Origin of the sequence: Amorphus sp. 3PC139-8 (assembly GCF_040750475.1) — a bacterium.
GTDB lineage: Bacteria > Pseudomonadota > Alphaproteobacteria > Rhizobiales > Amorphaceae > Amorphus.
The window spans coordinates 19,037-39,336 of record NZ_JABJVY010000022.1; the positions used below are offsets into that span (position 1 = coordinate 19,037).

Sequence of the window (20,300 nt, forward strand, 5' to 3'; positions counted from 1 at the left end):
GTCATTCGTTCCAGAAGGTGGCGCCGACTTGATCCATGCGGCGGCTGATTTCGCTTGACAATGTTAGCAACTCCGGCCCCAGGGTCTCGTGGAACTTCGTGCGATCCATGCCCAGACGCCGCGCGCCGCAATTCAGCGCCAGGATCGTATGGCCCTGGTCGAGCCAGACGGGCGCGCCGACAGCGAAGATATCCCGCCGCCACGAGCCGAAGGAGACGGAGAAGCCGCGTTCCTCGACGGCCGCGAGTTCGGCGCGGAGCTCGGCCTCGACACTGTCCGCGTTCTCGCCGGCCTCCGACCTTATGGCGTCGATGCATTCCTGGCGGCGTTCGTCGTCGAGCGCCCAGAGATAGGCCCGCCCTATCGCCGTCCTGGCCATCGGCACGAGATAGCCGACGCGCAGCCGCATCGTCACCGTCTCCGGGCCGGAGCAATAGTGGAGATAGATCATGCGGGTGCCATCGCCGATGCCGAGCGCGACCGACATCTCATGCTTGTCGGCAAGGGCCTGCATCAACGGTTCCGCCACACGGCGCACCGGCAGGCTGCGCAACAGCGCATACCCCAGATGCGTAACCTTGTCGCCCAGATGATACTGTCCGTGCGGGCCGACCTGTCGCAGGTAACCCATCTGCGCCAGCGTATAGGACAACCGCGCGACGGTCGCCTTGGCGAGACCGGTCCGGGTCGCGATCTCCTTGTTACCGAGCGGCGCGTCGATCGCATGGAAGGCGCGCAGAATCGCCAACCCGCGCGTCAGCGAGACCACCTCCGTCGGTTCGGACGTCTCCTTGGCACTCGCTGGCGGCATGTCGGGATATCCTCGATGGACGGTCCGGTCGATTGTTATCGGCCTTTCCAGACCGGCGGGCGCTTCTCGGCGAAGGCGCGGGGCCCCTCCCGCGCATCCTCGCTCGCATAGACAGGTTCGTATATCTGTTGTGCGTGTTCAAGGCCGGCCGCGCAACCAACATCCATCGTCTTCAGGATCGATTGCTTGCCGGCCATGACGGAAAGAGGGGCGTTGTCGCGGATGGTTTCCGCGAGGGCGCGGGCGCGGGCATGGACCGCCGCCAGGTCCGGCTCGACATGATTGACAAAGCCCAGCGCGTGAAGCCGCTCGATCGGTTGAAGGTCGCCAGTCAGGACCATTTCCATCAGCATCGGCTGGGGCAGTTGCCACAATAGCGGCATGGCCCAGGGCGAGCCCCGCCCCCGTTTCGTCTCCGTGATTCCGCCACGGGTTCCGGCCAACCCGACGCGAATGTCGGCGTTGAGGGAGAGCATGAAGCCCCCGGCCGCGAAATGGCCGGTCATGGCGGCGATGATCGGCACGCGAACCGCCCGCATGCGCTGGTGGAAAGGGTCGCGCAGCAGGGTGAGAACGTCCACGCCGCGCGATTGACGCAGTTCGCTCGCCTCCTTCAGATCCATGCCCGCGCAGAAGGTCCCGCAGGCGGCCGCCGTCAGGATCACCACGCGGATGTCGTCGCGCGAGTCGACCGTTTCCCACAGATCGTCGAGCCGCTCGGCTGCGGCGACGGACAGGGCGTTGCGCCGTTCCGGCCGGTTCAGAGTTATCTCCGCGATGCCGTCCGCTACGTCGAACAGGACGATCTCGTCCGCTTCCATGCGATCCACTCCCTATCGGAACACTGGGTCTTCTTGTCGGTGGGGAGAGTAGCAGTCATCGATGAAAGTTCACAATGCGGAATTCTATTCCAAAAAATGCTTGAGTCTCGCCATTGGCTCATGCAATGGTTCCAACGCTGGAAAACACTGTACGTCGCGTTTCCGTGCCGTCCGTTGCGGATGATTTGGGCGGATGATCGGGATTGAGGACGCGAACACGGGTGTCGGGCGTCTCGCGGCGTCCGATACGAACAAGACAGCCAAGCAATCGATTGCGATCAGCTACGGGAGGAAAACAGGTGTTCAAGAAACTAGGTTATACAATCTCCGGGGCGGCGCTTCTGCTCGCGGCCGGCATGTTCAACGTGGCCAACGCGGAGTCGAAGACGCTGGCGCTCGGGTCCACGAATGCCACGTCCAGCCACTATCAAATCGCCGTCGCCATGGCCCAGGCGATCGAGGCCAACAATGACGGCACGACCGTTTCGGTGGTCGAGACCGGGGCCAGCGTCGACAATGTGCGCCGCCTGACCCGCGGCGAAATCGATCTCGGCCTGGTCGCGGGCGACGTCTTCGTTCAGGCGCGCAACGGGCTGGGCCAATTCGAGGGCAAGGCGGTTGACGATCTCGTCGCGCTTTACCCCTATTCGGATTCGGTCATCAACGTCGCGGTGCGCGAGGATTCGGGCATTACGATGCTGTCCGAACTCGACGGCGAGGCGTTCGCGCCGGGCATTCGCGGCAGTGGCGGCGAATTGCTGATGACGCAGAGCCTGGAGCTCTTCGGGGTGCAGCCCGAATATATCTACGGCACGATCACCGATGCGATCGAGGCGGTCCGGAACAAGCAGATCGTCGGCTACAGCAAGTACGCCGCCGCCAACCGGGTCGACGCCACGCTTCAGGAACTTCTGACCTCGGTGGACATGCGTATCCTCGGCTTTTCTCCGGATGAGCAGAAGATGGTGAAGGAGAACATCCCCGGAGTCGGCTTCACGACCCTGCCGGCCGACTTCATCGAGGGGAACCCGGAGGTCGTGACCCCGTCCGTGCCGATCCTCTATGCGACCCGTCTCTCCCTGATGGACGAAGACACCGCACGTAAGATTGCCCAGGCGATCGATCAGAAGAAGCAAATCCTGATTGACGTGTGGCCGCAGCTCAAGGACTACGACTTCCGTCAGTCGATCCTGTCGACCCGCGATATCGGCATTGCCGTCCATCCGGGCGCGATGTCCTATTGGGAAGCCGCACAGTAAGCGTGCCCGATCGTCGATGTGCCCGCCGCCCGGCCGTTATGCAAAGGCCGGGTGGCGGATCATCGCATCCTACCGCGTCGTTCCGCGAACAAGCATAGTGCAAGGGTACCGACATGGCGGAGAACCTGCCTGAGCGTCGTCTCCATTCCGGCATCGACCGCGTGCTTCGAGTCATCCTTGTCGCATACGCCGTCTTTCAGATTTACACCGCCTTCTTCGGCTCCCTGGAGCCTTTGATCCAGCGCGGTATCTTCCTGGGGCTCGGCCTCGGGTCGATCTTCCTGATCATCAGGCTGCGCGCCGGGGGCGGAAAACACCCGCTGCTCGCGGATCTCGCCAGTATCATGCTGGCGCTCGCCGGCTATTACGTATGTTTCCATGTCGCGTTCAGCGCCACGCGCCTTTCCGACTTCATGGTCGATCTGACCTGGTCGGACCGACTTCTCGGCATGGCGGCCGTCGTGATCGTGCTGGAGGCCGCGCGTCGCACGATCGGCTGGTTCCTGCCGCTGCTCGCCCTGCTCGGCATCGGCTATTATCTGTTCGGTCATCAGTTGATCGATGGAACGTGGCAGCCGCCGCCGGTCTCGCTGCTCACCTTCATCGAAACGTACTACGCCTCGACCGAGACCATTTTCGGCTACATGGTCGATATGGGCACGCGGGTGATCGCGATCTTCATCATCCTCGGTGCGTTGCTGCTCAGTACCGGCGCGACGGAGATCTTCATCAAGCTCGCGACCATCATCGCCGGGCGCAGCTATGGCGGTCAGGCCAAGGTCTGCACCGTGTCCTCGGCGCTGTTCGGCACGGTCACGGGCTCCGCCGTCGCGAATGTCATGGCCATGGGCCCGGTCACCATCCCGACCATGCGCCGCGCGGGCTATCGCGGCAGTTTCGCCGCCGCGATCGAGGCCGTCTCCTCCGCCGGGGGGCAGATCATGCCGCCGATCATGGGCGCAGGCGCCTTCATCATGGCCGAGATCCTGAACATCCCCTATTCCCAGGTCATGACGGCCGCCATAATTCCGGCGCTGCTCTATTTCACCGTGCTGTGGTTCAGCGTCGGGATGAGCGCGCGGCGCCTCGACATCCGCCCGCTGGCGGCGAGCGAGATGCCCCATTGGCGCGAGCTGGTCGATCCCTATACCGCGCTGCCGATGTATCTGCCGGTCGTCAGCCTGATCGCCCTGCTGGCGATGGACTACACACCGACGCTTTCCGGGTCGGTCGCGGTCTTCGTGCTGTTGGGGACCTTGCTGGTCGTCCGGTCCGTGCGGTGTCTGCTCGAGGAAGGGCCGCGCGGCTTGATCGGAACCTACCGGACGCTTCTCGGCGAAATCCTGGAAGGGCTTTACAGCGGCGGCAAGGCGATCGCCATGGTGGCCGTCCTTTTGGCCTGCGCCGCGATCGTCGTCAAAGTGCTGACGGCTACCGGCGCGGGCGTGAAGATCTCCGGCTTCATCCTATCGCTGTCGGACGAGAATCTGGTGTTGGTGCTGATCCTGACGGCGGTGCTGGCGATTCTGCTGGGCATGGACGTGCCGACCACGGCTTCCTACATCCTGGCCTCGGCGGTCGCGGGTCCGATCCTGATCAATATGGGGATCGAGCCGCTGAACGCACACCTCTTCATCTTCTACTTCGCGATCATGTCCGCAATAACGCCACCGGTCTGCGCCAGCGTCTACGCGGCGGCGACGATCGCGGGCGAGAACTTCTGGAAGGTCGCGGGGCATGCGGTCGTGATGGCGATCGCGCTCTATCTGGTCCCCTTCCTCTTCATCTTCCGCACGGGCGTCCTGATGGAAGGGACGGCGTTCGACGTGATCTACGATACCACCGCGACCGGCCTGGCCGTGGTGTCGATCACCTGCGCTTCGGCGGGCTATCTTCTCGGCCGGATGACATGGCCGATGCGCGTCATACTCTATGTCGGCGGCGGTATGCTGTTCTACCCGGCGATCTGGACCGATACGGCCGGTCTCATCGTCTTCGCGGCCGTCGCCGCGATGAGTTGGTTGCACGGATCGGCGGCGCGGCACGCCGAAGCCGCAGTCGACGCCAAAGAGGACGCGCGATAGCGTGCGGCGGGTTCGCGGCCAGTGCCCCTAGATGGGCTCGGATGGGGTCAGCCCCGGGTGTGCGTGGCGCGTTCCCGGCGGGCGAGCCACCAGCCGAAGGGCTTCGGCCAGAGCGAATAGCCCGCCGTTCCCTTCAGTGCCGTGGCGGCGTTGTTCGCCCAGTTCGGGTTGACCAGCATCTACCGGCCGATCGCGACCAGGTCGGCGTGGCCGTCACGGAAGATGGCCTCGGCCTGACGTGGGTCGGTGATCGGGCCCACCGCCATGGTCGGAATCGGCACGGCCTCGCGCACTCTCTCGGCGAAGGGCACCTGGAAGCCACGGGCCCGGGGCACGACCATCTCCTTCCGGGGATGGGCATTCCGCCGGAGGAGCAGTCGATCAGATCGACGCCCGCCGACTTCAAATGCCGCGCGAGATGCTCCGACTCTTCGATCGTCCAGCCGATATCGATCCCGTCGACGGCGGATATCTGGCAAGCGAGCGGCTTATGCTTCGGCCAGGCGGTTCGCACGGCCTCGACCACCGCCAGGGGAAAACGCAGACGGTTGTCGAGGTCCCCGCCATGAGCGTCCGTCCGGCCGTTGGAGAGCGGCGACAGGAAGCTGTGCAGCAGATAGCCGTGCGCCATGTGGATCTCGACCATGTCGACTCCGGGCGCGGTCGGCGCGGCGCGCCGCGTCCCGGTAGGCGTCTATCACGCGCGCGCTACCCGCCTCGTCCAGCGGTGTCGGCGCATGCCCGCCGGTGCTCGCCGGGCGTTCGTCCGGCCCGTGCACGATCTGCCCGGGCGCGAGCGGCACGGGCCCGAACCCTTCCCAAGGCGGGGCCGTGGCCGCCTTTCGCCCGGCATGCTGAATGCAGACCGACCGCCGCGCCGCCGTCGTGGACGCTCTCCACCAGGGCGGCAAAGGCCGCTTCCTGGCCGTCGTTCCACAGGCCCAGGTCGAGGGCGGTGGAACGTCCGTCGGGTGTGACGGCCGTCGCCTCCACCATCACCAAAGCCGCCCCGCCGACGGCGAAGCGGCTCAGATGAGCCCGATGCCAGGGGCCGGCCAGCGCGTCCGGCGCGGAATATGTCTGCATCGGCGAGACGGCGATTCGGTTGCGCAATGTCAGGTCGCGCAGCCGGAACGGCTCAAACAGGGCGGGCGTCATCAAATACGCATCGCCTTGCTGATGATTGCGCGCTGAATCTGCGAGGTGCCGCCGCCGATGGTGCACTGCATGCCTTCGCGGAAATAGCGCTCCATATCCGCCTCCGGCAGCATGGAATGGCCGCCGAGGATCTGCATCCCGTTGCGTGAGACGGTCTGCAGTGTCTCCGAGGCGAACAGCTTCGCCATCGCGACCTCCTTCGCGCAGGGCTCTTGGTGCGCGGCCATCTCGGCGGCGCGGTAGACCATAAGCCGGGCGGCATCCACCTGGGTCTGCATATCCGCCAGCATGTGCCGGATGACCTGGAAGTCGAAGATGGCGCGGTCGAACTGGCTGCGCTCATGGGCATAGCGCAGTGCGTCGTCGACCGCCGTTTGCGCGTTGCCGACATAGGCGGCCGCGACCGCGATGCGTTCCAGTTCCAGATGGTCGGTGATAATCTCCCAGCCTTGGCCCTCGGCGCCCAACAGGTTCGACGCCGGCACCCGCGCATCGTCGACGAAAATTTCCGTCGTGCCGGTGGATCGCCGCGCGAGGGTTGGCAATTTGCGGATATCCAGCCCCTCGGTATCGTTCGGCACCAACAGGACCGACAGGCCCTTGTGCTTCCGCGCGTCGGGATCGGTGCGTACCAGCATGGCGATCTTCACGTCGCGCGCCGCCGCGCCGCTGCACCAAAGCTTTTGACCCTTGATGACATATGAATCGCCGTCGCGGCGCGCGCGGGTGCGGGTGGCGGCCGCGTCCGAGCCGGCGCTGGGTTCCGAGATCGAGATCGAGAAGCGGATCGCGCCGCTCATGAAGGGTTCCAGATAGGCCTCCTTCTGCGCGTCCGTGCCGAACTTGACGATGTTCATCGCCGTGAAGGTCGGCACCAGGACGGATGTCGCGAAGTCGAAACCGAACTTGCCCAACCCTTCGCACATCAGCGCGTAGTCGAAGATGTCGCCCCCGAAGCCGCCATGATCCTCCGGGATGAGGAGGCGCAGCCAACCCTCGGCCGCGATCCGCTCATAGGCCTCGTAGGGATAGGCGCGCTCCATGTCGTGCTCGCGGATATAATCGCGCGTGATCTCGTTCTCCATGAAGCGGTCGACGGTCTCGCGCCAGGCTTTCTGTTCGCTGGTGAGGAAGTTCATGATTCCGGGAACTCCATGCTTGAGAAGGGGTCGGATCCTGTCGGGGTCAGCCGTTGGCCGCGGATCAGAAGGCTGAATTCGCAGCGCAGGATCGTTTCGTGTCGTTGATTGACGCCCAGCAGCTCGCTGACCGCGACGCCGGCTCCGTTCTTCTTCGCCTGAAGATCGATGATCTTCGTGCGCGCCCAAACCGTGTCGCCGATGAAGCTCGGTTTCAGGAAGCGGAGGCGATCGACGCCATAGAAGGCCTCGACCACGGTCGAATCGAACGGGATCAATGCATTGACGATGGCGAAGACGAGCGAGCCCTGGACCAGGCGTTGGCCGTAAAGCGCCGATTTCGCGAATTCGGTATTGGCGTGGATCTCCAGCCAGTTTCCAGTGAGCATGCAGAAATTCACGACGTCTGTTTCGGTCAGGGTCCGGCCGCGAGAGGTCTTGACCTGTCCGACCTCCAGTTCCGGGAAGGGGTGATCGATCATGGGGGCTCCGTCGTTCGGTACGGGGTTCGAAGGGATTATCGGCCGGTCCAGCGCGGCGCGCGCTTCTCTGCGAAGGCGCGCGCGCCTTCGTCGGCGTCCGCGCTGAAATAGACGGGTCGGTGAATGTCGGCCGCGCGTGCCAGACCGGCGGCGCATCCGAGATCCATGCCGGCGGCGAGGCTCGCTTTGGCCGCCCGCACCGAGAGTGGCGCGTTGTCGGCGATCCGTTCCGCGATCGCCCGGGCGCGGGCCCGGACGCCATCGGCATCCGGCTCCAGATGATTGATGAAGCCATGGCCTGCCAGCCGCTCCATCGAAAGGGGGTCTCCGGTCATCGTCATCTCCGCCAGGATCGGCTGCGGCACCATCCAGAGAAGCGGGACGGCCCAGCCGGTGCCGCGCCCGAATCGCGCCTCCGAGATCGCCATCCGCGCGCCGGCCATGCCGACGCGAATATCGGCGCCCATGGCCAGCAGGACGCCGGCGCCGTGGCAATCCCCCGATAGGGCGCAGACGATGGGTTTCACGACCGCGCGCATGCGGTCTTGGAACGGATCGGCCATTCGGGCCAACGGATCGTCGCCGGCGGCGCGCAGCGCATGCATTTCCTTCAAATCCATGCCCGCGCAGAAGGCGCCGCATTCCGCCGCGTCGAGCAGGATGACCCGCACCGCCGCGTCGATGTCGAGCTCCTCCCAGAGCGTGGTCAGCCGATTGGCCATGTCGATGGAAATGGCGTTCAGCCGACGAGGCCGGTCGAGGGTGACCCGCGCGAGCCCGTCCGCAACCTGGACGCGAACGGGCGGTGCGTCGTCCTTATCCCCTTCGATCTGCATGGCTTGGTGGTCCTCCTGCCTCCGGCGGCGCCGGATTCGCATGCATGCACGGTCCGGTGTCCGATGTGCCGAAGAGTATGAAAGGGCCGTCGAAGCGTCAAATAAATTTCCATCTTGCGGAACATGGTTCCGAAATAGTAATCATGCCGATGGTGGACGCGCGGGCGGCGCGACGCCCGATGGAACTGGCCCGATGGAACTGGAAGGACATGGTGCAGGATATGGGTGGACAGGTACGGATCGGGGCTGGCTCCGGCTTTTGGGGTGATGCGCTCGACCCTGCGGTCGAGTTGCTGGAGCGCGGCGATCTCGACTACATGTCGATGGATTATCTGGCGGAACTGACGATGGCGCTTCTCCAGCGCCAGAAGCTGAAGGACCCGCGCAAGGGCTATATCCCCGATCTGCCCTCCCATATGCGCGCGCTGTTGCCGTTGGCGAAGGCCTCGGGGACGCGGCTCGTCTGCAACGGGGGCGGGGCCAATCCGCGCGCGGCGGCGGAGCGCATCCGCGAGCTTGCCCGCGAACTCGGCCTCGACGGCATGCGCATCGCGGTGGTGGAGGGTGACGATCTTCTCGGCGCGCTCGACGACTTACTCGGCTCCGGCGCGGTGTTCGAGAACATGGATACCGGTGAGAGCAATCTGGCCGGTATCCGCAACCGCATCGTCGCCGCAAACGCCTATACCGATAGCTCGGCCATCCAGGCGGCGCTCGCCGAGGGGGCGGACGTCGTGATCGCGGGCCGTGTCTCGGACAATGCCCTCTATGTCGGCCCGATCATGCATGAGTTCGGCTGGCGCTACGAGGATGCCTACGCCGACCGGATCGCTGCCGCGATCACCATCGGCCATGTGGTCGAATGCGCGGCCGCGACGACGGGGGGCATGTCCTCGCGGTTCGACGAGATGCCGGATATGGGCCGGGTCGGTTTCCCGATCGTGGAGTTCGACGCGGACGGCACGGCCGTCGTGACCAAGCTGGAGGGCACCGGCGGGCGTGTCGACACCTTCACGGTCAAGGAGCATCTGACCTACGAGATAGGCGACCCGAAACAATATCTGATGCCCGACGGTATCGCCGACTTCACGACCGTTCGGATCGAGGAGGTGGGCAAGGATCGCGTGCGCTTGTCCAACATGACCGGCCATCCGCGTCCGGAACGCCTGAAGCTCGTCATCGGCTACGAGGATGGCTGGATTGGGGAAGGCATGTTGTTCTTCCCTTGGCCCCATGCCCTGGAGCGCGCGGAGAAGGCGCGGGAAACCCTGCTTCAACGCTTCGAGCGGTTGGGCCTGGAGGCGGATCAGATGCATTTCGATCTGGTCGGCGTCGATATGCTGCACGGCCCTGCCTCGCCCCGGCCAGACTACGACCCGTCGGAGGTCGGTCTGCGCGTGGCGGTCCATACCGAGGATCGCGACGAGGCGGAGAAGGTGCGCCGCGCCTGTTCGCAGCTCTGGATCATGGGGCCGGGCGGCACGTCCTTCGGGACGCCCCAGAAGGCCCGGCCCGTCTTCGGCCTGTGGCCCACCCTGGTGTCCCGCGACGCCGTGCGCCAGACGATCGATATCCTGGAGGCTTGAGTCATGCCGTTACTCCGCGACATCGCCTATGTTCGTTCCGGTGACAAGGGCGACGTGATCTCCGTCGGCGTCATCGCCAAATCGCCCAAGGACTATCCCGCCCTGCTGCGCAGCGTCACTCCGGCGGCCGTCAAGGCGCTGATGGGCGATTGGGTGAAGGGCGAGGTCGAGGTCCACCCGATGGACAATATCGAGGCGGTCGTCGTCCTCATGCGCAACGCGCTGGGCGGCGGGGCGACCCGGACCTTGCGTCTCGACCAGACCGGCAAGGCGCTCGGCAACGGGCTGTTGCGTCTCGCTGTCGTCGAGGAGGGGCGGGAGCCTAGCGATGGCCACCCATCCCCCGCACGCGCCGGACGGCATGGCATCATCGACGGAGGCGACCGACATGCCGCCCGAGGGATATGAGCGTCACCGCGCGCCGGTGCGCGCGGCCCACACCGCGGCACTGGCCGGCGGGTCGGAAAAGGCGCTGGCGCGTCACCGCGCGCGCGGCAAGCTGACCGCGCGGGAGCGTATCTCCCATCTGCTGGACCCCGGCACGCCGTTCCTGGAGGTCGGCCAACTCGCCGCCCACGACATCTATGAGGAACCCGTTCCTTCCGCCGGAATCGTGACCGGGATCGGCATGGTCGAGGGGCGGCTGGCCATGGTCGTCGCCAATGACGCCACGGTGAAGGGCGGCACCTATTATCCCCTCACCGTGGCGAAGCAGGTCCGCGCGCAAGAGATCGCGCGGGAGAACGGTCTGCCCACCCTCTATCTGGTCGATTCCGGCGGCGCCTTCCTGCCGATGCAACAGGACCTCTTCCCCGGCGCGCATCATTTCGGCCGCATCTTCCGGAACATCGCGGAGATGTCGGCCCTGGGCCTGCCGCAGATCGCGGCGGTCATGGGAGCCTGTACCGCCGGCGGCGCCTATGTGCCCGCCATGGCGGACGAGACCGTCATCGTCGAGGGGAACGGCACGATCTATCTCGGTGGGCCGCAATTGGTCCGCGCCGCCACGGGGGAGGTCGTGGACGCCCAGGAATTGGGCGGGGCGGCGGTCCATACCGGCCAATCGGCCGTGGCCGATCATCTGGCGCGCGACGATTTGCATGCGCTGTCCCTGGTGCGGGCGATCGTGGCGCGCGGGCCGGCGCGCCCCTTGCCGCCGCCGCCCCTGACCCCGCGGGCGCCGCTTCGCGCGCCCTCCGAAATCGCCGATCTGATCCCGGTGGACAGCCGCCAGCGCATGCCCGCGCGCGCTATCCTGGAACGCCTGATCGACGCCGGCCGGTTGGACGAGTACCGGGCCCGCTACGGCACGACGGTGATCTGCGGCACGGCGGCCGTCGGCGGCTATCCGGTGGGACTCGTGATGAATGACGGCGTGCTCTTCTCGGAGAGCGCGCAGAAGGCCGCGAACTTCATCGAACTCTGCTGCCAGCGCAATATTCCCCTGCTTTTCCTGCATGATATCAGCGGCTTCATGGTCGGACGGGATTACGAGGCCGGGGGCATCGCGCGCCACGGGGCGAAGATGGTGAACGCCGTCGCCACCGCCCGCGTTCCCAAATTCAGCCTGTTGATCGGGGGCAGTTACGGGGCCGGAAATTACGCCATGTGTGGCCGCGCCTTCGGGCCGCGCCTGATGGCGATGTGGCCGAACGCGCGGACGTCCGTCATGGGCGGCGCGCAGGCGGCGACCGTCCTGGGCCTGGTGCGCGAGGAACAGATGCGCAAGGCGGGTCAGGATTTCACCGAGGCCGACCGCCGCGCGATGGAGGCGCCCGTCCTGGCCGCCTATGAGCGCGAGAGCCATCCGGTCAACGCCGCCGCGCGGCTGTGGGTCGACGCGGTCGTCGATCCGGCGGACACGCGCGATTGGCTGACCCTGTCGCTCGCCATGGCGGCGGGCTCGCCGAAGGAGGAGACGCGCTTCGGCGTGTTCCGGATGTAGGCCATGTTTCGACGTATCCTGATCGCCAATCGGGGCGAGATCGCCCGCCGCGTCGCGCGTACCTGTCGGCGTCTCGGCATCGACTATGTCGCCGTTTATTCGGAAGCGGATCGCGACGCCCCGCATCTGGACGGTGCAATCGCCAGCATCCCGATCGGACCGGCGGCGGCGGCGCAGTCCTATCTCGACGCGGAGAAGCTGATCACCGTCGCCCGCGATACCGGCTGCGAGGCGGTGCATCCCGGCTATGGGTTCCTGTCGGAGAACGCCGCCTTCGCGGCGGCGGTGGAGGCAGCCGGGCTTACCTTCATCGGCCCGACGCCCAAGACCATCGCCGACATGGGAGACAAGGCGACCGCCAAGCGCCTGATGGCGGCGGCCGGGGTTCCCACGGTCCCCGGATCGGAAGGCGCGAGCGACGATCCCTCGGCGATCGAGGCGGCGCTGGCCGAGGTCGGCTTTCCCGCGCTGCTCAAGCCGGTCGCCGGCGGCGGGGGCAAGGGCATGGCCGTCATCCGCTCCGGCGACGGGCACGCGGCCATCGACTCCGCCATCCGCACCGCGCGGTCCAGCTTCGGGGACGGGCGCCTTCTGGTCGAACGCTATGTGACGGCGCCCCGCCATGTGGAGGTGCAGATCTTCGGCGACGGGAAGGGGGAGGCCGTCCATCTTCACGAGCGCGAGTGCTCCCTGCAGCGGCGTCACCAGAAGGTGGTGGAGGAGGCGCCGGCCGCCTTCCTGTCGGACGATCTGCGGGCCCGCCTGCTGGATGCGGCGACTCGCGGTGCCCGCGCCATCGCCTATCGCAATGCGGGGACGTTCGAGTTCATCGTCGGCGCGGACGGCGCCTTCTTCTTCCTGGAGGTGAATACCCGCCTTCAGGTGGAGCACCCTGTGACGGAGGAAATCACCGGACTTGATCTGGTTGAATGGCAATTACGCATCGCGGCGAGAGAGGGGCTGCCGCGCACGCAGGCGGCCATCCACGCAAGCGGTCATGCCGTCGAATGTCGCCTCTATGCCGAGGACCCGGCGGCGGCGTTCCGCCCAGCCCCGGGAACCGTCGCCGCGCTGCGCTGGCCGGCGGGCATCCGGGTGGAAAGCGCGGTCCGTGTCGGCGGCAGCGTGCCGCCGGACTATGACCCGATGATCGCGAAGCTGATCGTCCATGGCGCGGATCGCGACGCGGCGCTCGCGCGGATGCGCGCGGCCCTGGCGGAGACCACGATCCTGGGGCTGACGACCAATCTCGGCTTCCTCGCTCGTCTGCTCGCCGATCCGGTGGTTCAGGCGGATGGCGCGGACACCGGCTTCGTGGATGAGGCCTTGCCGCGTCTCGTCGAGATGCCGGACGCGCACGACATCCTGGCCGTCGCGGCGGCGGCGCTGGCCTGTCCGGCGAAGGCGGAGGAGATGGCCTCGCCCTGGCGCGGCGCTGTCCTGGGGGATCGTGGGGTGCTGGACCCGGCGGCGCCCATGGGGCGGATCGGCTTCGTTATGGACGGAAAATGGCGTATCGCGCGGCTTCGCGCGATCGATGCCGCGCATGCCGTCATCGATGTCGGCGGTGAGGGCGGCGGCGGGGCCGTGCGGCTGCGAAGCGTGACCATGCATCGGGACGGCGATCTGGTGCGGGGTATGCTCGGCGGTCGTCCCTGGGCCGCGGCCGTCGGGGCCGATGCGATCGAGATCGCCATCGCCGGCACGCGCGCCCGGGTTGAGCGCACGCTGGAAGCACTCGACGGGACGGCGGGCGGTGACGGGGCCGTCGCCTCGGAGATGCCGGGTGTCGTCGTGGCGCTACAGGTGGCGGTCGGCGATGCCGTGGCGCGCGGCGATACGCTCGCCATCGTCGAGGCGATGAAGTTCGAGACCCCGATCGCCGCGCCGCGCGATGGCATCGTCGCGGCGATCGACTGCGCGGTCGGCACCTCGGTGCGCGCGGGACAGATCCTCATCCAAATCGGAGAGGCGGGTGAGGCGGCCGGCGCCTGACGCGCGGGCCCTCGCGGAAGCAAGGAAAGGCCGAGGCTTGGCACTGGATACGGAAACCCTGACCCACCTGATCGATACGGTTCGCCGGTTCGTCGATGAACGCTTGATTCCCGTCGAACCGAGGGTCGAGGAGGAGAACGCGATCCCGCCGGAGATCGTGCGTGAGATGCGCGAGTTGGGGCTTTTCGGCCTGTCGATCCCGGAGGCGCATGGCGGCCTCGGCCTGTCGATGGCGGAGGAGGTGGAGATCGCCTTCGCGTTGGGCCGGGCCTCGCCCTGTTTCCGATCGTTGATCGGCACCAACAACGGTATCGGCTCTCAAGGCATCATCATCGACGGGACGGCGGAGCAGAAGGCGGAATGGCTGCCGCGCCTCGCCTCGGGCGAGGTTGTCGGCTCCTTCGCCCTGACCGAGCCGGATGTCGGCTCCGACGCCGCGGCGGTCGCGCTCTCCGCCCGGTCGGAGGGCGAGTCCTATGTGCTGAACGGGACCAAGCGCTATATCACGAACGCGCCGATTGCCGGTCTCTTCACGGTGATGGCGCGGACCGACCCGTCGGTTCGCGGGGCGAAGGGGGTGTCGGCCTTCCTCGTCCCGTCGGGCACGCCCGGCCTGATCGTCAGCAAGCCCGACCGGAAGATGGGTCAGCGCGGCACCCTAACCGCCGACGTGATGTTCGACGATTGCCGCGTGCCCGCCTCCGCCATCATCGGCGGTGTTCCCGGGCGGGGCTTCGCGACCGCGATGAAGGTGCTGGATCGCGGGCGCCTCCATATCGCGGCGATCTGCTGCGCAGCCGCCTCGCGGTTGCTCGACGAATCGCTCGCCTATGCCCGGGAGCGCAAGCAGTTCGGCCAGCCGATCGCGGAATTCCAGTTGATCCAGGCCATGCTGGCGGAAAGCCGGACTGAACTCTATGCCGGGACGTCCATGGTGCGAGACGCGGCGCGCGAGCGCGACGCGGGCCAGGCCGTCACGCTGGAATCAAGTTGCTGCAAACTGTTCTGCTCGGAAATGGTGGGACGCGTCGCGGACCGCGCCGTCCAGATTCACGGCGGCGCCGGCTATATGGCCGACTATCCGGTCGAGCGCTTCTATCGCGATGTGCGGCTGTTCCGGCTCTATGAGGGTACCTCGCAGATCCAGCAGCTCATCATCGCTCGCGAGATGTTGAAGGAGAGCTGATCCATGGCCGAAGCCTATCTCTGCGACGCGATCCGCACGCCCATCGGGCGCTATGGCGGGGCGCTCGCCCCCGTGCGGGCGGACGATCTGTGCGCCGTTCCGATCAAGGCGCTGGCCGCGCGCAACCCGCAGCTCGACTGGCGCGCGGTCGACGACGCGATCTTCGGCTGCGCCAACCAGGCGGGCGAGGACAATCGCAACGTCGCCCGCATGGCGACCCTGCTGGCCGGCCTGCCGGTCGAGGTTCCGGGCGCCACCGTCAATCGCCTGTGCGGGTCCGGCATGGACGCGCTCGGCACGGCGGCGCGCGCGATCCGCGCGGGCGACGGCGCGCTGTTCCTCGCCGGCGGGGTGGAGAGCATGAGCCGCGCCCCCTTCGTCATGCCGAAGGCGGAGACGGCCTTTTCCCGCAAGGCCGAGATCTACGACACCACGATCGGCTGGCGCTTCGTCAACAAGCTGATGAAGGAGCAATACGGCATCGATTCGATGCCGGAGACGGGCGAGAACGTGGCGCAGGACTTCGCGGTGACGCGCGAGGATCAGGACGCCTTCGCGCTGCGCAGCCAGCAGCGGACGGCGGCTGCGATGGAGGCCGGGCGCCTCGCGCCCGAGATCACGCCGGTGGCGATTCCCCAGCGCAAAGGCGATCCCCTGTTCGTGGAGGTCGACGAACACCCCCGGCCCGAGACCACGGCGGAGGCGCTGGCCAAGCTGCCCACGCCCTTCCGAAAGGAGGGCGGCACGGTGACCGCCGGCAACGCGTCGGGCGTCAATGACGGGGCGGCGGCGCTGCTGGTCGCCTCCGAGGCCGCGGCCAAGGCCAACGGCCTGACTCCGCGCGCGCGCATCCTGGGCATGGCGACGGCGGGCGTTCCGCCGCGCATCATGGGGATCGGCCCGGCGCCGGCGTCGGAGAAGCTGCTCGCCAATCTCGGCCTCAAGATCACCGACATGGACGTGATCGAGCTGAACGAGGCCTTCGCCTCCCAGGCGCTGGCGGTGCTGCGCCGGCTCGGCCTGCCCGACGACGCGGAGCATGTGAACCCGAACGGCGGCGCGATCGCGCTCGGCCATCCGCTGGGCATGTCGGGGGCGCGGCTGCTGACGACGGCGCTCTACGAGTTGGAGCGCCGCCAGGCTCGCTACGCGCTCTGCACCATGTGCGTCGGCGTCGGCCAGGGGATCGCGACCGTGATCGAAAGAGTTTGACGCAGATCACCCAGGAACCGCCACGATGCCACGGCTCGTAGACGCGTCAACTATCATGTGATCGGAACGAAACTGGCGGCGTCGAGGTAGTACTCAGGCGTAGCGTCGACGCGACTTGTGAGGTCGCCGAATGGCTAAGAATAGGCAATAGGCGGCCAAGGTCGGATGGTCCGGATCTGGCTACACGCGGTCCATCGGGCCCCGCGCATCATACGTCTCTTCCGCGATCATGACCGGACGGGGACAACGCATCCCGAAACAGTCCGATCGTGACACATTATTCCAAGGAAATGTGTCATGTTCTTCCAGGATTATGCCTGGCCGGTCGCGGATATCGGACGCCGACAGTCCAAGGTTATGTGTCATTTCACACCCTCATAGAAATCCTGCCAGAACTTGTCTTCCAGCCCGCACTTGCCGCTGCCGACGCTCTTTGTGATCGAAATGGCGCAGCTCGGATGTTGAAAATCGTTGGCACAATCCGAGCGGCGTTGGCCCTGACTGTGCCAAAAGTGTGCCAAAAACGCCGAAAGCCCCGTTCGGCGAGAACGGGGCTTTCGGAAAATCGCTATCTTTTCAGATAGTTAGTTGGTTGCGGGGGTAGGATTTGAACCTACGACCTTCAGGTTATGAGCTTTGCGTAGAGCAACCGGATCGGCATGACTGGGATCTCCGTCCTTGCACCGCACTGGAGGGAGCAGGCTAACAGGGCTACGCGAAAAAGGTAATGAAGGAGCTTGCGTCCAAGTCTCGATGTAATTACGAATGTGCGTACTTCACTGCAGCTCGGAGAGAGGCTGATGCCCAAAATCACGAAGGTCGGAAACAGCTATGGGGTGGTGCTCAGTCGCGAAACCCTGGCGGCCGCCAACATGAAACCGAACGACGAGGTCGTCATCGGAACCGGCTCCGAAGGTCTCGTGATCGCTCCGCGCCACAGCCGGCGCGGGCAAATCATCGCGGCAATGAACCAGCGGATGGACGACGATGCCGACGTCTTCCGGATTCTCGCGAGCTGATCGGTTTGCCGCACCGCATGCGAACGTCTTCCGCCATTTTTCCGTGAGCGAGCTATGACCGATCAGAGCGACCCGTCATTTCTCAGCGTAGAAGACGTCGTGGTCATTCACGATCTGCAGCTTCGCCGCTTCGGCGGCGGAGCTGGCCTGCGCGACATCGGAATGCTTGAAAGCGCGATCGGCCGCGTTCAGTCCGTCCACGCCTACGACGAAGCAGCCGACGTCGTGCGGCTGGCCGCAACGCTCTGCCATGCACTGGTGGCGAACCATCCTTTCGTCGACGGCAACAAGCGGGCCGCATACGGCGCGATGTCGACTTTTCTCGCCATCAACGGGTTATCATTCAAAACCGATCCCGTGGACGCGGCCGATCGCGTCCTCGCCCTCGCCGACGGGTCGGCAGGGGTGTCCGATATGGACGACTGGCTCCGCCAGAAAGTCTTTCCCGACGACACATACCGGATTCTGGTCGATCACGATCAGTCAGCGGGTCGGGAGCCCCTCGGCACCGATGGCCCCGAGGGGCCTTAGGTCACACGAGACTGGCGATCGCGCGCCCGGCGAAGTCAGGCTCTTCTGCGCCTCGCATCGCTCAGCGCGCTTCGAGATACATCGTTCCGGCGATCCTGGTGAGTACATAGACCAGGCCTGGAATTGCGAGCCCCAGCCCCACTGCCGGATACACTCGCCAGCCACCGCCGGCCCCTTCCGCGAACGTGAAAGCGTTCATCGCGCCTGAGAGGGCGAGCGTGCAGACGATCGCCGGCCAGGCCAATTGGCTCACCTTGACCCGGGTCTGGTTCGTGGTCCCGATCACCGCGAGCTCGAGCGCGACGAATCCCATATCGATGCCGACGGCCAACGCCCAGCACTCCCACAGGGGTGCACCTGTCACGATCGCAATTCCGTGTGCCAAGTGCGCGAGCGACAGGGTCAAGAGCACGAAGGCAACAGCCGAGACGGCAACCGAAAGCCGTTTCTGTTTTCTCATTGCCTTTTGCGGACGTCGCTGCCCTGCCTTTTGCGTCCTCCGACCAGTCCCTTCTCTCGGGCTTGCCCTGCCGGCAGTGCTCTTTGTGTTGTTTTTCTTCGCGGTACTGATCGGCGTCACAGTTGCGTCAGCTGCCATAATTTGCTCCGATCGCTCTTATTCGCGTTATATTGGCTCTTGCTCTAATATACGCGCGTTTTATGAAAGTTCGAAGCAGATTAGTATTTCTGTTTATCTGGCGCTCGCGTGAGACTTGAACGGCGATTAGGGCCTCAACGCGGGCTCTACCCTCAAGTCCTCCCAAAGCTGTGCGAGCTCCGAGGTGATCGTCTCCGACAGCTCGTCGACCCCGTCAAATTCAAACCGTCTCGCCGGAATAACCAGCCACTCGGCCCGCTCCAGCGCTCGAGGCAACAGTCCAATCGCGCGATGGCCAACGTTTCCCAGCGTCTTGGACTGCAGAAAGTCGCTTATGGCGATCGCATCGGCATCGCATGCGCGGGCCTCGTCGAACCGCGAGAGAGCCAGGTGCTGCGGCTCCAGCAGATCGCCCTCTCGCCCCCCGCTGATATCGACGACATCGATCTCCGGGATATGCAGGATCACCAGACTGCCCAGCTCGGACCAGGAAGCGGGCATGATCTCCTCGCGTCTCAGCTTCACTTCAGCCCAACCCCGCTCGAACGAATAGCCAAGGCTCGCGAGATGCTCCATCACATCTCGGTAGCACGGCCATCCATCGACGATCCGATAGGACGTTGTTCGACCCACGGAATCCGTCTCAATGCGCAAATCCTCGATCGTGCAGCCCGCTAACTGACAAGCGACCCGTGTGAGCAAGTCATCGCCCGCGCTCGGAGGAAACCGGCTACCAAGCTCCCAATCCAGACACTGGGGAACGATCGCCGAAACGCCGGCTGCCGGTATGTACGATTGCGCAACGGTCGACGAGTCCGCGGTCCAGAACACGCCATCCCCGCCTGGGCGAAGCGCACCGTCGACCTTCGCCAGGGTGCCATGAAACAAGAGGGGACCGCTGGCCAGTTCGGCCGCAGTAGTGGTCTTTCGGATGATGTCGGCGATGCGATCAGCGTTCCGGCCGATCGACGTTACCATACGTCTCTGCCCTCAATCGCTTCATCGCTCGATCTTCCGTCCCGCTCACGGCCGGCGATCGTGTTGCTGCGCCTCTCTTGACTCCCCGATTTGGTGGCCGTCTGACGCACCGGGCGAACGGCGGCTGGGATGACCCGTCGTCGGATCTGCTCGCGATCCTGGTGAGCACCTGCGAACCGGACGACCCGGTAACCGGCGCGCGACAGAATCTCGTCCCGATACTCCGCGCGCGCCTTTGCTGCCGCGAGGTGCTGGGTGCGATCATCGAGCACGACGACCGCGAACGGCCGGCCGTTCCGCGCAATGACCCAATCGACGTGGATCCCGGCCCAGACGTCGCGCTCCTCACTTCCGATAGGGGCACGACCGCGTTCTTTTTTCACAAGGCTGTTCATGGCAACCCGCGGCCAGACATCACAATCGTGGAGGGCGGAACTGAGTTTTAGGTGGAAGGAGAACTCACTTTTCGTCATCACCGGCCGATAGCTGTACGAAACAGCACGACGTGCCAGGGCAGCCGTGATCATTCGGCGGGTGCTGAGTAGTGCTGCCGAGCTCGCGACAATCGCCAATATCAACGCCAAGAATGGGACGCTCATCTCCAGCTCTGGAACGAACTCTAGCATCCGGATCTCCCGCAGGTTTTGAGAGTGCTGCGCC

At 65.6% G+C, this 20,300-nt stretch carries 21 protein-coding genes and 1 pseudogene; 10 read left to right on the forward strand and 12 right to left on the reverse strand.

The genetic code is table 11. The features are described 5' to 3' along the window. Position 1 precedes the first annotated feature (1 nt). Together HNS03_RS18590 and HNS03_RS18595 are read right to left on the reverse strand one after the other, a co-directional pair. Positions 2 to 811 (reverse strand): IclR family transcriptional regulator, encoded by an 810-nt coding sequence (locus tag HNS03_RS18590; protein ID WP_367197496.1) that lies wholly within the window; start codon positions 809 to 811, stop codon positions 2 to 4. 35 nt (positions 812 to 846) lie between these two features. Next, positions 847 to 1,632, reverse strand: a complete 786-nt coding sequence (locus tag HNS03_RS18595; protein WP_367197498.1) for an enoyl-CoA hydratase-related protein — start codon at positions 1,630 to 1,632, stop codon at positions 847 to 849. A gap of 299 nt (positions 1,633 to 1,931) precedes the next feature. Between HNS03_RS18595 and HNS03_RS18600 the strand changes: the two genes are divergently transcribed. Together HNS03_RS18600 and HNS03_RS18605 are read left to right on the forward strand one after the other, a co-directional pair. Continuing rightward, complete coding sequence (locus tag HNS03_RS18600) at positions 1,932 to 2,891, forward strand: TAXI family TRAP transporter solute-binding subunit (protein ID WP_367197499.1); 960 nt, start codon at positions 1,932 to 1,934, stop codon at positions 2,889 to 2,891. 113 nt (positions 2,892 to 3,004) lie between these two features. Further along, positions 3,005 to 4,975, forward strand: coding sequence for a TRAP transporter permease (locus tag HNS03_RS18605; RefSeq protein WP_367197501.1), 1,971 nt, complete (start codon positions 3,005 to 3,007; stop codon positions 4,973 to 4,975). Positions 4,976 to 5,022: 47 nt separating this feature from the next. On the opposite strand, the gene HNS03_RS18610 is transcribed toward HNS03_RS18605, so the two are convergent. From HNS03_RS18610 to HNS03_RS18640, 7 genes and pseudogenes are all read right to left on the reverse strand, one after another. Next, complete coding sequence (locus HNS03_RS18610; RefSeq protein WP_367197606.1) at positions 5,023 to 5,154, reverse strand: hypothetical protein; 132 nt, start codon at positions 5,152 to 5,154, stop codon at positions 5,023 to 5,025. Further along, a complete protein-coding gene (locus tag HNS03_RS18615) occupies positions 5,155 to 5,310 on the reverse strand; it encodes a hypothetical protein (protein ID WP_367197607.1) in 156 nt (51 codons plus the stop codon). Positions 5,311 to 5,399: 89 nt separating this feature from the next. Continuing rightward, a pseudogene (locus HNS03_RS18620) lies at positions 5,400 to 5,621 on the reverse strand (NADH:flavin oxidoreductase/NADH oxidase); the annotation flags it as partial. Positions 5,622 to 5,683: 62 nt separating this feature from the next. Then, complete coding sequence (locus tag HNS03_RS18625) at positions 5,684 to 6,133, reverse strand: hypothetical protein (protein WP_367197502.1); 450 nt, start codon at positions 6,131 to 6,133, stop codon at positions 5,684 to 5,686. After that, entirely contained in the window at positions 6,133 to 7,272 is a 1,140-nt protein-coding gene (locus HNS03_RS18630) for an acyl-CoA dehydrogenase family protein (protein WP_367197504.1), read from the reverse strand. The genes HNS03_RS18625 and HNS03_RS18630 overlap by 1 nt, the downstream gene beginning before the upstream one ends. Further along, the gene (locus HNS03_RS18635) at positions 7,269 to 7,754 is read right to left on the reverse strand and encodes a MaoC/PaaZ C-terminal domain-containing protein (RefSeq protein ID WP_367197505.1); all 486 of its coding nucleotides are present in this window, start codon (positions 7,752 to 7,754) and stop codon (positions 7,269 to 7,271) included. Before HNS03_RS18635 ends, HNS03_RS18630 begins: the two co-directional genes overlap by 4 nt. A 35-nt stretch (positions 7,755 to 7,789) precedes the next feature. Further along, a complete protein-coding gene (locus tag HNS03_RS18640; protein WP_367197506.1) occupies positions 7,790 to 8,590 on the reverse strand; it encodes an enoyl-CoA hydratase/isomerase family protein in 801 nt (266 codons plus the stop codon). A gap of 179 nt (positions 8,591 to 8,769) precedes the next feature. Between HNS03_RS18640 and HNS03_RS18645 the strand changes: the two genes are divergently transcribed. The 8 genes from HNS03_RS18645 to HNS03_RS18680 all read left to right on the forward strand — a co-directional run bounded on the left by HNS03_RS18645 (position 8,770) and on the right by HNS03_RS18680 (position 18,064). Beyond that, positions 8,770 to 10,176: an acyclic terpene utilization AtuA family protein gene (locus HNS03_RS18645; protein WP_367197508.1), complete on the forward strand. Its 1,407-nt coding sequence runs from the start codon at positions 8,770 to 8,772 to the stop codon at positions 10,174 to 10,176. 3 nt (positions 10,177 to 10,179) lie between these two features. Then, a complete protein-coding gene (locus HNS03_RS18650; RefSeq protein ID WP_367197509.1) occupies positions 10,180 to 10,584 on the forward strand; it encodes a hypothetical protein in 405 nt (134 codons plus the stop codon). Positions 10,585 to 10,600: 16 nt separating this feature from the next. Continuing rightward, a complete protein-coding gene (locus HNS03_RS18655; RefSeq protein ID WP_367197511.1) occupies positions 10,601 to 12,121 on the forward strand; it encodes a carboxyl transferase domain-containing protein in 1,521 nt (506 codons plus the stop codon). A gap of 3 nt (positions 12,122 to 12,124) precedes the next feature. Next, positions 12,125 to 14,116, forward strand: a complete 1,992-nt coding sequence (locus HNS03_RS18660; RefSeq protein WP_367197512.1) for a biotin carboxylase N-terminal domain-containing protein — start codon at positions 12,125 to 12,127, stop codon at positions 14,114 to 14,116. Between the two features lie 37 nt (positions 14,117 to 14,153). Next, positions 14,154 to 15,302, forward strand: coding sequence for an acyl-CoA dehydrogenase family protein (locus tag HNS03_RS18665; RefSeq protein WP_367197514.1), 1,149 nt, complete (start codon positions 14,154 to 14,156; stop codon positions 15,300 to 15,302). 3 nt (positions 15,303 to 15,305) lie between these two features. Beyond that, positions 15,306 to 16,514: a 3-oxoadipyl-CoA thiolase gene (gene pcaF, locus HNS03_RS18670; protein ID WP_367197516.1), complete on the forward strand. Its 1,209-nt coding sequence runs from the start codon at positions 15,306 to 15,308 to the stop codon at positions 16,512 to 16,514. An 800-nt stretch (positions 16,515 to 17,314) separates the two neighbouring features. Next, complete coding sequence (locus HNS03_RS18675) at positions 17,315 to 17,533, forward strand: hypothetical protein (protein ID WP_367197517.1); 219 nt, start codon at positions 17,315 to 17,317, stop codon at positions 17,531 to 17,533. 54 nt (positions 17,534 to 17,587) lie between these two features. Then, positions 17,588 to 18,064, forward strand: a complete 477-nt coding sequence (locus tag HNS03_RS18680; RefSeq protein WP_367197518.1) for a type II toxin-antitoxin system death-on-curing family toxin — start codon at positions 17,588 to 17,590, stop codon at positions 18,062 to 18,064. Positions 18,065 to 18,125: 61 nt separating this feature from the next. Here HNS03_RS18680 and HNS03_RS18685 read toward each other — a convergent pair whose 3' ends face one another. The 3 genes from HNS03_RS18685 to HNS03_RS18695 all read right to left on the reverse strand — a co-directional run bounded on the left by HNS03_RS18685 (position 18,126) and on the right by HNS03_RS18695 (position 20,266). After that, complete coding sequence (locus tag HNS03_RS18685; RefSeq protein WP_367197520.1) at positions 18,126 to 18,428, reverse strand: hypothetical protein; 303 nt, start codon at positions 18,426 to 18,428, stop codon at positions 18,126 to 18,128. A gap of 360 nt (positions 18,429 to 18,788) precedes the next feature. After that, on the reverse strand, positions 18,789 to 19,640 hold the full coding sequence (locus tag HNS03_RS18690) for a hypothetical protein (protein WP_367197521.1): 852 nt from the start codon (positions 19,638 to 19,640) through the stop codon (positions 18,789 to 18,791). Beyond that, the gene (locus HNS03_RS18695) at positions 19,634 to 20,266 is read right to left on the reverse strand and encodes a DUF2726 domain-containing protein (protein WP_367197523.1); all 633 of its coding nucleotides are present in this window, start codon (positions 20,264 to 20,266) and stop codon (positions 19,634 to 19,636) included. The genes HNS03_RS18690 and HNS03_RS18695 overlap by 7 nt, the downstream gene beginning before the upstream one ends. Between the last annotated feature and the right edge of the window lie 34 nt (positions 20,267 to 20,300).